Below are 12,883 nucleotides of genomic sequence, written 5' to 3' on the forward strand. Positions count from 1 at the left end.
AAATCCAACCCTCGAGGAGCCCATCATGCAAGCCATCATCCTGACTTCCCACGGCGACGCCGGCGTGCTGCAACTGCAGGAGATGCCGCGGCCCGAGGTGCGTCCCGGCCATCTGCTCATCCGCATGGCGGCCACTTCGGTCAACCAGATCGACATCAAGATCCGCCAGGGCTTGCCGATCGGCCCGGAGCTGCCTTCCTCCATCGGTTGCGACCTGGCCGGTGTGGTCGAGGCGGTGGGCGAGGGTGTGAACGGCTTTGCTCCCGGTGATGAGGTCTATGGCTGCGCGACCGGCGTCAAAGGCGTGGGCGGCTCACTGGCCGAGTATGTGGTGGCCGACGCGCGTCTGGTCGCGCCCAAGCCGCGCAGTCTGTCGATGCGCGAAGCTGCCGCTTTGCCGCTGGTGGGCATCACGGCCTGGGATGCCATGGCGCGCAGCGGCGTGAGCCAGGGCGAGCATGTGCTGGTGCACGGCGGCGCCGGCGGCGTGGGGCACGTTGCGATCCAGCTGGCCAAGGCCCGTGGCGCGCGCGTGGCCACGACGGTGCTGTCGCAGGAGTCGGCCGACTTTGCCCGCGCCCTGGGGGCCGATGATGTCATCCGCGCCGACCAGGAAGAGGTGGCCGATTACGTGCAGCGCCTGACCGGCGGCGCCGGCTTCGACATGGTGTTCGACACCGTGGGCGGCGCCAACCTGGATCGCGCTTTCCAGGCCGCCTGCCTCGAGGGCCGGGTGGCCGCGACGGCCGCGCGCAGCACGCATGATCTCTCCCCGCTGCACGCCAAGGCGCTGTCGCTGTATGTGGTGTTCATGCTGATCCCCATGCTGCACAACCGGCAGCGCGAGCGCCATGGTCGCATTCTGCGCGAATTGGCCGGGCTGGTCGATGCCGGGCGCCTGCGTCCCTGCCTGGATGCGGCGCACTTCAGCCTGGCGCAGGCAGGCGACGCCCATCGCCGGCTGGAGTCCGGTTCGGTGCTGGGCAAGGTCGTGATCGACATCGCCTGAGCGCTCGACTGCCGGGGCGTATCCCAAGGTTATGATGATCGAGGCGCGAGGGTCGGTCTGCGTCCCGCGCGTCCCCCGCCTTGATCAAGTCACCCGGAGCCCCGCATGCCCAAGATCACCATCGATTTCGTTTCCGACGTTGCCTGCCCCTGGTGCGCGGTCGGCCTGGGCGGGCTGCTGGCCGCGATGCAGCGCACGCAGGGTGAGGCCGATGTGGCGCTGCGCATGCGCCCTTTCGAGCTCAATCCGGACATGCCGGCGGGCGGCCGCAATACGCTGGAACGGCTGATGGAAAAGTACGGCCTCACCCGTGAGCAGGTGCTGGCCAACCGCGAGACCATCCTCGAACGTGCCGCTGCCGTGGCGATGCCCATGGGCAAGGTCGACGCGCAGCGCTCGTACAACACCTTCGATGCGCATCGTCTGTTGCAGTGGGCAGGGGAACTCGGTCAGGCCGAGCAGATCGCGCTCAAGCGTGCGCTTTTGCAGACTTACCACGAAGCCAATCTGGATACGGCGGATCCCGAGGTGCTGGCGCAGGCTGCCGCACAGGCCGGGCTGGACGCCGGACAGGCGCGCGAGGTACTGGCCAGCGGCCGTTATGCCGACGAGGTGCGCGCCGAGCAGGCCGTCTGGCGCGAGCGCGGCATCACCTCGGTGCCATCGGTGGTGCTCAATGGCAAATACCTGATCTCCGGCGGCCAGCCGCCGGAGGTGTTCGAGCAGGCGCTGCGCCAGCTGGCGCAGCAGGCCGAAGGCTGAGCGCCGGCCCGCAGAGCGGGCTGGCGCTTCAGACGGGCAGCGTCAGGTAGACCGCTTCGCGCCCCACGATCGGCTGGCGCGTCGGCATGAAGATGGTGCAGTTGTCGCAAGGGGCGATGATGTCCTCATCGCCATTGCGCGCGATCCGCTCGCCCTTGTGGAAGGTTTCGAAACCCACCAGCGGGCGGGTGAACCAGAAGCTCTCCGACTTCACCAGGTGGATTTCCAGCAGGCGGAAGCGCTGCGGCTCGGGCGGATGCTGCAGGCTTTCGGGCGCCTCGATCAGCCCCAGGTGCCCCAGAAAACGCAAGCTGGTGTCGATCGCCAGTTCGCTGGCCGAGCGGGCGAAGTGCTGGCCGCACTCGACCACCAGAGAACCCAGGCTGCTGGAGTCGGCCCGGCCGTGGCGGTCATGGCCGATCACGGGCGAACCCGGGCCTTTGCCTGGAGGCATGAGCAGGTGCACGGCGGGCGCGCCTACGGCGGTGGCCAGCGCCACGTTGCGGGGCAGGTCGTAATACACCCAGAAAGGCGGCACCGCCTGGCTGGTCGAATGGATGTCCAGCACATAGTCGGCGTCGGCGACGACGTGGCGCAGCTCGCGGGCGCGGCGCAGTTCGGGGCTGTCCTCGGCGCCGTCGAGCATCTCCGGCGACCAGATCCGGTTCAGGTTGTGCACCAGTTGGCGATTCTCGTAGGGGCGCGCCGGATCGAACGCCTCGTAGGCCTGCACGTTGGCGAAGCTGACGGTCAAGGTGCCGTGCAGCGGCCGCAGGCCCTGCTCCAGGATATGTACCGCGGCGGCCATGCCGCAGATTTCGTTGCCGTGGGTCAGGGCGTTGATGAGCACATGCGGGCCAGGCTGGCCTGACTCGAAACGGTGCACATAGTCGATGCCGGTATTGCCCTGCCGGTAGGCGGTGATATCGCGAGGCAGGACTTCCAGGGGCGGTTCTTCTGACACGAAGGTGGACATGGCGACGCCTGAAAAGGGACACGATTCAGGATAGCGCGCGTTTGACGCCCCGGAATTCAGGGTTTCCCTGGATGGATCCGGCGCCCGAGGGCTGTTGTGGGAAAAGGTTTGTCCTGTGACTTGATCGGGCGCAAGATACGCTGACGTCAGTCGCGTTACCGTTTGGCTCCCCGGGCGCGGGCCCGCCACCTTTCCGATCTGAGGTTGCCCCCATGTATTCACACATCCTGATCCCCACCGATGGCTCCGAACTGGCCGAGCGCGCGGTCGAGCGCGGCCTGGGCCTGGCGCGCAAGCTGGGTGCGCGCGTCACTCTGATCCGCGTGGTGCAACCGCTGCAGCCGCCGGCTGGCGAGTCGGTGCAGCTGCGCGCCACGCTGCAGGAATACGAGCGCGCCGAGCATACCCAGATTGAACAATGGATGTCCGAGGCAGCCGAGCGCGCCAAGGACAGCGGCCTGGCGTGCGAAGCTGTGACGGCCGTCAGCGTGCTGCCGCATGAGGCCATCGTCAAGGCCGCGGTCGAGCGCGGCTGCGATCTGATCGTGATCGCCTCGCACGGGCGCAGCGGCCTGTCGGCCTTGTTGCTGGGCAGCGTCACACAGAAGGTGCTGACCCACTCCGAGCTGCCTGTGCTGGTGTATCGCTAGGCCTCAGGGGCCGGCGCGGTTCAGCCGGTATGGCTGATGAAGTAGACCTTCTTGACGAAGTGATCGACTTCCCAATGGCCCTTGAAGCCTTCCGGCATGATGAACGGATCGCCCGGCTTGAGCTCGTGCACGGTGCCGTCCGGATCGACCAGCCGCGCCTGGCCTTCCAGGATGTAGCCGAACTCGACATAGCCGGTCGTATCCGAGCGGAACTTGCCGGCCGTGCTTTCCCAGACGCCGGATAGCATCCGGCCTGCGTTCGCCTCGAAGGCGTTGACGCTGCGGAATTGCGTATCGCCTTCGATCGGGCGGCGCGGCTGGCTGATTTCTGGATTTTGCAGGGGGCCGGTCGGGATACGGACCAGGCCGGGCAGAGCGTCGGACATCGATGTAGCCTCAGGTAGGGCCGACAGACCGGCCCGGGCCGCCGATCGTAGCCGTAGCCGGCCCGGCCGGGCAAGCGCTCGCGCTCAGGGCTGTGGCACGCGCAGGCCGGGCGGCAGGTTGGCGCGCACTAGGCGTCCGGCGATGGACTCCATCATGGGCAGCGCAGGCAGTTCATCGCCCGGCCCGAACCAGCGCGCATCGCTCAACTCGTCTTCCTGGATGCACAGTTCGCCGCCGGCATAGTCGGCCGTGAAAGCCACCATCAAAGAGTGCGGGAAGGGCCAGGACTGGCTGCCGAAATACTGCAGGTTCTGCAGCCGCAGCCCCACCTCCTCGGCGACCTCGCGGTGCACGGCCTCCTCGATGCTCTCGCCGGCCTCGACGAAGCCGGCCAGCGCGGTATAGCGCGCGGTGGCGTAGCGGGTATGGCGCGCCAGCAGGATGTGCTGGCCACGACGTACCAGCACCATCATGGCCGGCGAGATGCGCGGATAGGCGTGCAGGCCGCAGTTCGGGCATTGCAGGCAGAGTTCGCGGGCCGAATGCTGCATCGGTGTAGCGCAGGCGCCGCAATAACGATGAGTGCGGACCCACTCGGCAATCTGGAAGGCGCGCCCGGCCAGCGCCGCCTGTTCGCCCAACTGCCCGAGCAGGGCGCGCAGCTTCAGAAAGGCATACCCGGCCGGCGGTTCGACATCGCGCGCGATCTGGATGCTGCGATGCTGAGGTTCGCGTTGAAACCACAACGGCTGCATGCTCTCGATGCGGATGCCCAGCAGGTGACAGATAGTGGCGTCCGGCAGTTCTAGGGTGGTTTCGCGGATCAGCAGCTCATCGCCGCGGAAAATGAAGTTCACGCTGGCCTTCCTGGTCGGGGCGGGAGAAGGCTGTCAGTCTAGCGTTTTTGCCTGTCTGCAGCCTGTGCGGCGACAGCCAGGGATGGCGCTTTTGAATCAAAATGAAATAAAATTCCTCAATTGTTGCAATCCTGTCGAGAATGTTTTTCCTGGCTTTGCCGTGTCTGGCAGGCTGGCCGGCAGCGCGAATCAATCACACTCATTGCCGTTTTGTGTACTTTTCTTGCGTTTTCGCAGAGCGTGCCGTGCCTGCTTGTGTGTATACCTGGGGAAACAATAATTTTCGATTCATTCCTGCCTGCTCGCCTGCTGAGGGGCCGGTCGGAATGCCGACGCGCAGGTGCAAAATGAGGCAGGGTGGCATGGCGATCTTTTTCACGATTCACGGCAATCTCTTGCGTCAGCCAGAGCGTTCAGGTCCGGCGCCGGGCGCGGATATTGCCGGCAAACAGCAGGGAGGTTGCCATGCGTGCCTCGTTTGATGCCTATGCGCACGTGCCCGAAAGCGTGGCGGAAGGATTGGGCCCGGGCGTGCTGTTGTTGTCGGCCGATCCCGGCCAGGGGTTTGCGCTGTCGCAGGCGCTGGTGGCTTCCGGCTTCATGGTCAGCCGCTGCCAGACTCTGCCGGCCATGTACGAGCTGCAGGCTTGCGCACGCTATGGCTTTGCCATTCTGCACGCGAGCCAGAACGAAGTGCTGGCGGCCGCGGCGCGTTTGCGCACCTTGTCGCCGGGCGTGGGCATCGTGGCCCTGACGGCACCGCTGTCGGCCGAAGCGCGGGTGCAGCTGCTGCTGTGCGGCGTCGATAACTGTCTCGAAGAACACGCCAGCCATGAGGAAATCGCCGCCGTGCTGCAGGCGCTGGCGCGCCGCGGCATGGCCCAGGCTGCGCCGGCGCGCGCGCTGTCCATGCTGGCTGACGGTATCCAGGCAGCCACCCCGGCCGGGGCGGCTGCCCCTTCCGAGGCGGTCGGCCTGGAGCGGGGCTGGCGTCTGCTTGAAGACGGCTGGGTGCTTGCCAGCCCCGATGATGCCCGCCTGACCCTGACCGGCACCGAGCGCGCCTTGTTGCAGGCACTGGTGCAGGCGCCCACCCAGCGCCTGAGCCGGGAAGACCTGCTCGAGGTGGTCGATGTGCGTCCCGGGCGTGCCGAGCGCAGTCGCCTGCGCTATGTCGATGTCCTGATCTGCCGCCTGCGTCGCAAGGCCACCCAGCGCCAGTTGCGCCTGCCCATCCGGGCGGTGCATGGCTGGGGTTACATGTTCAGCGGCGGCGAGTAAGCGACCGCCCGGCGACGATCAGGCACGGCTCTATAATCGGTGACGGTCTCATTGCGGATGTGTCGCAATGGCCGTGTTTTCCGGGGCTGCCTTGACTCATTCTTCCGATCGTTCGCTTTCCGCCGAACTCGTGGCGGTGCTCGTTGCGGTGACGGCGGGTCAGCCGCGCGTGCTGACGACCGACTGTGGCCAGATGCTGCCGGCCGGCCCCTTTGAGCTGAGCCACCGCTCGTTGCAGGCCGGTTTGCGTGCCTGGGTCGAGATGCAGACCCATCACCCCCTGGGCTATGTCGAGCAGCTCTACACCTTTGCCGACCGCGATCGCTCCAACGAGGCGGGCGCGCGGGTCATCTCGGTCAGTTATCTGGGACTCACGCGCGAGGCGGGCGCCACCGGGGTGGCGCAGGTCGGCTGGCAGGACTGGTATCACTATTTCCCCTGGGAAGACTGGCGGGGCGGCATGCCTGCCATGCTGGCCGGCATCGAGTCGCAGCTGCGTCAGTGGGCGGGGGCGGATCCTGCCCTGCGCGCCCAGCGCCGCCAGCGCCTGGCCTACAGCTTCGGCCTGGATGGGGCCCCCTGGAACGAAGACATGGTGTTGCAACGCTACGAGCTGCTCTACGAGGCGGGCCTGGTGCCGGAGGCCGGCGGGCAGTTGCCCGGCCAGTTCATGCGCCATGATCACCGGCGCATCCTGGCCACGGGCATTGCGCGTCTGCGTGCCAAGATCAAATACCGGCCGGTGGTGTTCGAGCTGATGCCGGCCGAATTTACCTTGCTGCAACTGCAGACCGCCGTCGAGGCGCTGGCCGGGCGCGGGCTGCACAAGCAGAATTTCCGCCGCATGATGGAGCAGCAGGATCTGGTCGAAGAGACCGGCGGCATGGCGAGCGGCTCGGCTGGCCGCCCGGCCAAGCTGTTTCGCTTTCGCAGCGACGTCATGCTCGAACGTGCGATTTCCGGCAGCAAGCTGCCTCTGGCGCGCCAGTTCTGAGCCTCGCCTGCGGCTGGCGTGCTTGACATACACTTATGCTCAGGTTTAGCATAAATAAACGCGCAACCGCTTTTTTTTATCTTCATATATACTCAAAATGAGCATAAATATCATCAGCCCGACTCGCGCCCCGGAGACGGCGCAGGTCGTGCCGGCCCTGCCGCAGGTCATGCTGGAGCCGCTTGTCCGTGCCACCCTGCTCGAAGATCTGGGCCGTGCCGGGGATCTCACTACCGATGCCATCGTGCCTGCCGAGGCGCGGGGGCAGACCCGGCTGGTGGCGCGCCAGGCTGGCGTGCTGGCAGGGCTGGACCTGGCCCGCCTGGCGTTTCGCCTGATCGATCCCGAGATCCGCTTTCACGCCTTGCTGGCCGATGGCGCGCGCCTGGAGCCTGGCGCCGAGATCGCCCGCATCGATGGCCCCGCACGCGGCATGCTGACCGCCGAACGCACGGCCCTGAATTTCCTGGGCCATCTGAGCGGCGTGGCCACCGCCACGGCCTCGATCGCCGATGCCATCGCGCACACCCGCTGCAAGGTCACCTGCACCCGCAAGACCATGCCGGGGCTGCGTGCGGTGCAGAAATACGCGGTGCGCGTCGGCGGGGGCAGCAACCACCGCTTCGGCCTGGATGATGCCGTGCTCATCAAGGACAACCACGTGGCCCTGGCCGGCGGCGTGGCCCAGGCGCTGACGCTGGCTCGCGCGCACATCGGCCACATGGTGAAGATCGAACTCGAGGTCGATACCCTGGCCCAGCTCGATGAAGCCCTGCAAGCCGGCGTCGATGTGCTGCTGTTGGACAACATGGACAACGACACCCTGCGTGAAGCCGTGCGCCGCGTGGCGGGCCGTGCCATTACCGAGGCTTCGGGCCGCATCACGCCCGAGACGGCGCCGGCCATTGCCGAAACCGGCGTGGACCTGATGGCCATCGGCTGGTTGACCCACAGCGCCCGCGTCCTGGACATCGGTCTGGACAGCTGATCCCGCGGGGCCTGCCCGGCGAGGCAGGCCCTGTCTACCTGAACCTGCGCTTCACACTGCCCTGGCGGGCCGGTGGGGCGGCCTGCATCCTCACGCAACGGAACTCACCACCATGCGACGTTTGATCTTCAGTCTTTTTGCGATGCTGGCCTTGGCCGGCTCCGCGCTGGCCGAAGCCCCCTTTCCCTCCCGGCCCATCACCATCATCGTGACTTTCCCGCCGGGCGGCGGCACGGATCTGCTGGCCCGCAAGCTGGGGGCGGTGATGCAGCAGAAGCTGGGACAAAGCGTGGTGGTGGAGAACCGCCCGGGCGCCAGCGGCAACATCGGCGCGCGAGCGGTGGCCGAGGCCCGGCCGGATGGCCATACGCTGTTGATGGTCAACAGCTCCTTTGCCATCAACCCGGGGGTCTTCCAACATCTGGAGTTTTCGCCCGAACGGGATTTCGCCGCCGTGATCAACGTGGCCTTCGTGCCTTCGGTGATCATCACGCCGCCCGGTTCGCCGTTGGAATCGCTGCCCCAGGCCCTGCGGCTGGGGCTGCGCGAAGATCCGGTGCCTTACGCCACCTGCGGCAACGGCACGCCCCAACACCTGGCCGGGGAACGCCTGCGCCAGCTGAGTAGCTCGGCCTTGCAGCAGGTGCCGTACCGGGGTTGCGGCCCGGCCCTCACGGACGTGCTTTCCGGACAGGTCCCCATGGGCATCGTGACGGCCTCGAGTGCGGCGCCTTTCATCCGCTCGGGGAAACTGCGCGCCCTGGCCGTCACCTCGGCGCAGCGCTCGCCCCTCATGCCTGATGTTCCGACCGTGGCCGAGCAGGGCTGGCCGGAATACGAACTGGATCAATGGCATGGCCTGCTCGCGCCCGCGGGCACGCCGCCGGCGGTGATCGGGCTGCTCAATCGCACCCTGGTGGCCATCATGGCGGACCCGGGCATGCGCGCCGAATTGCAGGCCCTGGGGTTCAACCCGGTGAGCAGCAGCCCGCAGGCGTTCCAGCAACTGGTGCTGGACGACATCGAGCGGTTTCGCGCCCTGACGGCCAGCATCGGTCTGCGCGCCGATTGAGCGGCACGCAGATCAGGCGGCGCGCATCGCCTGGTTCACCTGCTGTTCCAGTTCGCGTTGCAGCGAGGGCTCAAGCTTGAGCTGGCGTGCCAGCTCGTCCAGGTAGGCGCGCTCCATGTAGCTTTCTTCGTCGACCACCAGCACGCTGGCCAGGTACATCTCGGCGGCCATCTCCGGCGTGCACGCGGCCCGCGCCACGGCGGCCGGATCGAGCGGCTGGCTCAGTTCGGCCTCCAGCCAGCGGCGGTCGGCGGCGTCGCCCGACAGGCGGGAGAGTTCCTGTTCGAGCAGGGCGCGCTCCTCGGCGCCGATGTGGCCGTCGGCCTTGGCGGCGCCAATCATGGCCACCAGGACCGCATTGCAGTGTTTCTCGGCTTCGGGGGCGGGCAGGCGGTCCAGTGTGCGGGGCGCGGCCGGCGCCGGCGTGTTCTGCTGGCGGGCCTGGTTCTCCTGCCATTGGCCATAGGCGCGGTAGGCGAGCGCGCCCAGGGCGGCCATGCCGCCGTACATCGCCACCTTGCCGCCCATCTTGCGGGCTTTCTTGCTGCCCAGCAGCAGGCTCAGCGCGCCCGCACCCAGGGCCCCGCCACCCAGCCCGGCGAGAAAGGAGCCGCCGTTGCCGCTCTTGGCGGTGTTCTGGACCTGTTCGGTGGTCTGCTGCATCAGGCCGCGGCCGGATTGCAGCAATTGGTCGAGCAGTTGCCGTGCGCTCATGGAGAACCTCCTGAATTTTTGGGTAAGGTACGACTGCCCCGGCGCGCGAAAGTTTCAATCTCCTGTCGTGTCTGGGCGGCGCGCAGACGAAAAAAAGCCCCTGGCAAGCCAGGGGCGGCAGGGACGGGCGTGGCGCCGGTCTTATTCCTGCATGCCGGGGACCACGGTCGAGAAGCCCGCGTCCACGTGCGTGATTTCACCGGTGACGCCGGCGGCCAGATCCGACAGCAGGAAGGCGGCCACGTTGCCGACGTCGTCGATGGTGACGTTGCGGCGCAGCGGGGCGGTGGCTTCGACGAACTTCAGAATGCTGGAGAAGTCCTTGATGCCGCTGGCGGCGAGGGTCTTGATCGGGCCGGCCGAGATGCCGTTGGCGCGGATGCCGCGCGGGCCCAGCGAGGAGGCCAGGTAGCGCACGCTGGCTTCCAGGGCGGCCTTGGCCACGCCCATGGTGTTGTAGTTCGGGACCACGCGCTCGGCGCCGAGGTAGGTCAGCGTCAGCAGGCTGGACTGGCGGCCCTCCATCAGGGGCAGTGCAGCCTTGGCCATGGCCGGGAAACTGTAGGCGGAGATGTCATGCGCGACGCGGAAGGCTTCGCGCGACAGGCCGTCCAGGAAGTCGCCCGCGATGGCTTCGCGCGGCGCGAAACCGATCGAGTGCACCAGACCGTCCAGACCATCCCAGCGGGTCTTGAGTTCGGCGAAGGTGGCTTCGATCTGGCTGTCTTCGGCGACGTCGCAGGGCAGCACGATGTCGCTGCCGAATTCGGCCGCGTATTCGGCCACCCGCTCCTTGAAGCGGTCGCCCACGTAGGTGAAGGCCAGTTCAGCGCCTTGCTGGTGGCAGGCGCGCGCGATGCCGTAGGCGATGGAACGGTTCGAGAGCACCCCGGTCACGAGGATGCGCTTGCCAGCGAGAAAGCCCATTGTGTTTTCCTTTGGTTGCCTTGCTTGAAGACGGCTATTTTACGGCCAGCGCGACGATCAGCCGCGCGAGCCGGTGCCGGGCACGCGCAATTGCGTGCCGATCTTCAGGTTGTTGCCTTTGAGGTTGTTCAGGGCGCGCAGCGCATCCACGGTGGTGCCGTAGCGCTTGGCCAGGCTGAACAGCGTGTCGCCGGAGCCCACCTTGTGCGTGCGCACGTGGGCGCGGGCCGCAGTGCGCACGGCCGGCTTGGCCGGCGCCAGGGCCGGGCTGTCCAGCGCGCCGATCGGCGTGCTCAGCGAGGCCAGTTGCACCGCGCTGCCGGCGTCCGGCTTGGCCGGCACCAGCAACGTCTGCCCGAGGGCGCTTTTCTGGCGCGAGGGCACGTCGTTGATTTCGCGCAGGCGGGCCTCGGTGACGCCGAAGCGCTTGGCAATGGCGGCGTAACTCTCGCCCCGGCGGGAAGCGTAGGTTCCCCAGGTGCTCAGGTCGCCCTTGTGATTCTGCAGATTGGCCTGGAAGGCTGCGGCGCGGTCGGCAGGCAGCAGCAGCGTGGGGGCATGTTCGCCACGGATCAGGGGGCGGTTGAACGATGGGTTCAGCGCCTTGAACTCCTCCACCGACATTTCGGCGAAGCGGGCAGCCAGCTCGACGTCGATGTCGGCATTTTTCTGCACCGCCACGAAGTAGGGCGTGTTCTCCACTTTGGGCAGGGCCACGGCATACTTGCCCGGATCGGCGATGATGTTCTTGATGGCCTGCAGCTTGGGCACGTAATTGCGTGTTTCGTCGGGCATGCTCAGCGACAGATAGTCGGTCGGCAGGCCGGCGGCATCGTTCTTGGCCATGGCCCGCTGCACCGACCCCTCGCCCCAGTTGTAAGAGGCCAGGGCCAGGTACCAGTCACCCTGCATTTCGAACAGCTTTTCGAGGTAGTCCAGGGCGGCGTAAGTGGAGGCGATGGGGTCGCGTCGCTCGTCTCGCCACCAGTCCTGCTTGAGCTTGAAATAGGTCCCGGTCGAGGGGATGAATTGCCACAGGCCCGAGGCCTGCGAGCGCGACAGTGCAGTCGGGTTGTAGGCGCTTTCGACAAACGGCAACAGCGCCAGTTCGGTGGGCAGGCCGCGGCGGTTGACCTCGTCGACGATGAAATACAGATACTTGCCAGCACGCTCGGCCATGCGCTGCACCGATTCCGGGTGGGCCGCGTAATAATCGGTCCACTGCTGCGACAGGTCGGTGTTCAGGTTGGGGATCGCGAAGCCGCGGCGGATGCGGTCCCAGGCATCGCGCGGGGGGCTGGTCAGGTCCACCGTGCGAGAGGTGTCCTTGGCCACGTAGCGGCTGGATGAGCCTTCGGCCCCCTGCTTCAGTCCGCTGCTGGCGCAGCCGGCCAGAACGACAAGAAAAACGGGTAGCAGGAGTCGTAGAAAGCTCATGGGCGTGTCACTTGAAATTGTTTTTCCAATCGCGCAGGGCTGCGAATACCGCTACCGGACCGGCCAGACTGTGCCCGGCCCATGCCTCGGCTGCCTGGATCACGGCGGGCTGCGACGTCCGAAGAAACGGATTGGTCTGCCGCTCCCTGTCGATCGTGGACGGCAGGGTGGGGCGGTTACAGGCGCGCAGTTGGGACGCCTGTTGCTGCCATTGACGCAGGGCGGAATTGGCCGATTCTACCGCCATCGCCCAGCGAAGGTTCGCAAGAGTGTACTCGTGGGCGCAAAAAACCTCTGTATCTTCCGGTAAAGCCGCCAGTTTGGCCAGCGAAGCCGTCATCTGTTCGGGTGTACCCTCGAACAGGCGGCCGCAGCCCGCGGCAAACAGCGTGTCCCCGCAAAACAGCAGCGGCCCGCCGCCGGCATTCCCGGCATAGGCGATGTGGCCGGCGGTATGGCCGGGCACATCCAGGGTCGTCAGGGACAGACCCACTTCGGGGATCTCGACCCGGTCTCCCTCGCTCAGGCGGACATCGCAGTGCGGCAGGCTCTCCCGGGCCGGGCCATAGACCGGCACGGTCGCGTGATCGAGCAGTTCGAGCACGCCGCCGACATGGTCGCCATGGTGGTGGGTGAGTAGAATGGCGCGCAGCCCGAGCCGGTTCGCGGCCAGGAATTCCAGTACGGGCTGGGCCTGTCCGGGGTCGACCACGACGGCCTGGCCGTCGCGCACGATTGCCCAAATATAGTTGTCGCTGAAGGCCGCGATGGGAATGACCTGGCTGGCCTTGTCCTGGAGTTCGGGATGAGCTGGCATCATGAGAGGAAG

Annotated in this window: 16 protein-coding genes; 7 read left to right on the top strand and 9 right to left on the bottom strand. The window is 66.8% G+C overall.

The window, feature by feature from the left end; genetic code table 11:
• Positions 1 to 25 precede the first annotated feature (25 nt).
• Together A7V84_RS14115 and A7V84_RS14120 are read left to right on the top strand one after the other, a co-directional pair.
• Complete coding sequence (locus A7V84_RS14115) at positions 26 to 1,009, top strand: zinc-dependent alcohol dehydrogenase family protein (RefSeq protein WP_063491546.1); 984 nt, start codon at positions 26 to 28, stop codon at positions 1,007 to 1,009.
• A 105-nt stretch (positions 1,010 to 1,114) separates the two neighbouring features.
• Positions 1,115 to 1,771, top strand: coding sequence for a DsbA family oxidoreductase (locus A7V84_RS14120; protein ID WP_033535019.1), 657 nt, complete (start codon positions 1,115 to 1,117; stop codon positions 1,769 to 1,771).
• Positions 1,772 to 1,799: 28 nt separating this feature from the next.
• Here A7V84_RS14120 and A7V84_RS14125 read toward each other — a convergent pair whose 3' ends face one another.
• On the bottom strand, positions 1,800 to 2,747 hold the full coding sequence (locus A7V84_RS14125; protein ID WP_063491545.1) for a M14 family metallopeptidase: 948 nt from the start codon (positions 2,745 to 2,747) through the stop codon (positions 1,800 to 1,802).
• A gap of 212 nt (positions 2,748 to 2,959) precedes the next feature.
• On the opposite strand from A7V84_RS14125, the gene A7V84_RS14130 reads away from it, so the two are divergent.
• The gene (locus A7V84_RS14130) at positions 2,960 to 3,397 is read left to right on the top strand and encodes a universal stress protein (protein WP_025515682.1); all 438 of its coding nucleotides are present in this window, start codon (positions 2,960 to 2,962) and stop codon (positions 3,395 to 3,397) included.
• 20 nt (positions 3,398 to 3,417) lie between these two features.
• On the opposite strand, the gene A7V84_RS14135 is transcribed toward A7V84_RS14130, so the two are convergent.
• The 4 genes from A7V84_RS14135 to A7V84_RS21190 form a co-directional block, all read right to left on the bottom strand.
• On the bottom strand, positions 3,418 to 3,783 hold the full coding sequence (locus tag A7V84_RS14135) for a cupin domain-containing protein (RefSeq protein ID WP_025515684.1): 366 nt from the start codon (positions 3,781 to 3,783) through the stop codon (positions 3,418 to 3,420).
• Between the two features lie 84 nt (positions 3,784 to 3,867).
• On the bottom strand, positions 3,868 to 4,641 hold the full coding sequence (nudC, locus tag A7V84_RS14140; RefSeq protein ID WP_063491544.1) for an NAD(+) diphosphatase: 774 nt from the start codon (positions 4,639 to 4,641) through the stop codon (positions 3,868 to 3,870).
• A complete protein-coding gene (locus tag A7V84_RS21365) occupies positions 4,616 to 4,834 on the bottom strand; it encodes a hypothetical protein (protein WP_127070895.1) in 219 nt (72 codons plus the stop codon). The genes nudC and A7V84_RS21365 overlap by 26 nt, the downstream gene beginning before the upstream one ends.
• 6 nt (positions 4,835 to 4,840) lie before the next feature.
• Entirely contained in the window at positions 4,841 to 5,020 is a 180-nt protein-coding gene (locus tag A7V84_RS21190; protein ID WP_127070893.1) for a hypothetical protein, read from the bottom strand.
• An 86-nt stretch (positions 5,021 to 5,106) separates the two neighbouring features.
• Here A7V84_RS21190 and A7V84_RS14145 point away from each other — a divergent pair, with 86 nt between their 5' ends.
• The 4 genes from A7V84_RS14145 to A7V84_RS14160 all read left to right on the top strand — a co-directional run bounded on the left by A7V84_RS14145 (position 5,107) and on the right by A7V84_RS14160 (position 8,976).
• Positions 5,107 to 5,922 carry a winged helix-turn-helix domain-containing protein gene (locus A7V84_RS14145; RefSeq protein WP_033535021.1) on the top strand — a complete coding sequence of 272 codons (816 nt, stop codon included), beginning with the start codon at positions 5,107 to 5,109 and terminating at the stop codon, positions 5,920 to 5,922.
• A gap of 67 nt (positions 5,923 to 5,989) precedes the next feature.
• On the top strand, positions 5,990 to 6,916 hold the full coding sequence (locus A7V84_RS14150) for an NUDIX hydrolase (protein ID WP_101605099.1): 927 nt from the start codon (positions 5,990 to 5,992) through the stop codon (positions 6,914 to 6,916).
• A 97-nt stretch (positions 6,917 to 7,013) separates the two neighbouring features.
• Entirely contained in the window at positions 7,014 to 7,904 is an 891-nt protein-coding gene (gene nadC / locus A7V84_RS14155) for a carboxylating nicotinate-nucleotide diphosphorylase (RefSeq protein ID WP_025515690.1), read from the top strand.
• Between the two features lie 112 nt (positions 7,905 to 8,016).
• On the top strand, positions 8,017 to 8,976 hold the full coding sequence (locus tag A7V84_RS14160) for a Bug family tripartite tricarboxylate transporter substrate binding protein (protein WP_033535023.1): 960 nt from the start codon (positions 8,017 to 8,019) through the stop codon (positions 8,974 to 8,976).
• 12 nt (positions 8,977 to 8,988) lie between these two features.
• On the opposite strand, the gene A7V84_RS14165 is transcribed toward A7V84_RS14160, so the two are convergent.
• From A7V84_RS14165 to gloB, 4 genes are all read right to left on the bottom strand, one after another.
• Entirely contained in the window at positions 8,989 to 9,690 is a 702-nt protein-coding gene (locus A7V84_RS14165; RefSeq protein ID WP_033535024.1) for a tellurite resistance TerB family protein, read from the bottom strand.
• Between the two features lie 141 nt (positions 9,691 to 9,831).
• On the bottom strand, positions 9,832 to 10,617 hold the full coding sequence (gene fabI / locus A7V84_RS14170; RefSeq protein ID WP_025515693.1) for an enoyl-ACP reductase FabI: 786 nt from the start codon (positions 10,615 to 10,617) through the stop codon (positions 9,832 to 9,834).
• 57 nt (positions 10,618 to 10,674) lie between these two features.
• A complete protein-coding gene (locus A7V84_RS14175) occupies positions 10,675 to 12,054 on the bottom strand; it encodes a transglycosylase SLT domain-containing protein (RefSeq protein ID WP_025515696.1) in 1,380 nt (459 codons plus the stop codon).
• A 7-nt stretch (positions 12,055 to 12,061) separates the two neighbouring features.
• Positions 12,062 to 12,871 (bottom strand): hydroxyacylglutathione hydrolase, encoded by an 810-nt coding sequence (gene gloB / locus A7V84_RS14180; RefSeq protein WP_063492538.1) that lies wholly within the window; start codon positions 12,869 to 12,871, stop codon positions 12,062 to 12,064.
• Positions 12,872 to 12,883 lie beyond the last annotated feature (12 nt).

The sequence above is a fragment of the Bordetella trematum genome (assembly GCF_900078335.1).
Classification (GTDB): domain Bacteria; phylum Pseudomonadota; class Gammaproteobacteria; order Burkholderiales; family Burkholderiaceae_B; genus Bordetella; species Bordetella trematum.

Excerpts from the sequence above, each read along its gene's own strand:
- A7V84_RS14115 (WP_063491546.1), top strand. The coding sequence starts at position 26 with ATGCAAGCCATCATCCTGACTTCCCACGGCGACGCCGGCGTGCTGCAA.
- A7V84_RS14120 (WP_033535019.1), top strand. The coding sequence starts at position 1,115 with ATGCCCAAGATCACCATCGATTTCGTTTCCGACGTTGCCTGCCCCTGG.
- A7V84_RS14125 (WP_063491545.1), bottom strand. The coding sequence starts at position 2,747 with ATGTCCACCTTCGTGTCAGAAGAACCGCCCCTGGAAGTCCTGCCTCGC.
- A7V84_RS14130 (WP_025515682.1), top strand. The coding sequence starts at position 2,960 with ATGTATTCACACATCCTGATCCCCACCGATGGCTCCGAACTGGCCGAG.
- A7V84_RS14135 (WP_025515684.1), bottom strand. The coding sequence starts at position 3,783 with ATGTCCGACGCTCTGCCCGGCCTGGTCCGTATCCCGACCGGCCCCCTG.
- A7V84_RS14145 (WP_033535021.1), top strand. The coding sequence starts at position 5,107 with ATGCGTGCCTCGTTTGATGCCTATGCGCACGTGCCCGAAAGCGTGGCG.
- A7V84_RS14150 (WP_101605099.1), top strand. The coding sequence starts at position 5,990 with ATGGCCGTGTTTTCCGGGGCTGCCTTGACTCATTCTTCCGATCGTTCG.
- nadC (WP_025515690.1), top strand. The coding sequence starts at position 7,014 with ATGAGCATAAATATCATCAGCCCGACTCGCGCCCCGGAGACGGCGCAG.
- A7V84_RS14160 (WP_033535023.1), top strand. The coding sequence starts at position 8,017 with ATGCGACGTTTGATCTTCAGTCTTTTTGCGATGCTGGCCTTGGCCGGC.
- A7V84_RS14165 (WP_033535024.1), bottom strand. The coding sequence starts at position 9,690 with ATGAGCGCACGGCAACTGCTCGACCAATTGCTGCAATCCGGCCGCGGC.
- fabI (WP_025515693.1), bottom strand. The coding sequence starts at position 10,617 with ATGGGCTTTCTCGCTGGCAAGCGCATCCTCGTGACCGGGGTGCTCTCG.
- A7V84_RS14175 (WP_025515696.1), bottom strand. The coding sequence starts at position 12,054 with ATGAGCTTTCTACGACTCCTGCTACCCGTTTTTCTTGTCGTTCTGGCC.
- gloB (WP_063492538.1), bottom strand. The coding sequence starts at position 12,871 with ATGCCAGCTCATCCCGAACTCCAGGACAAGGCCAGCCAGGTCATTCCC.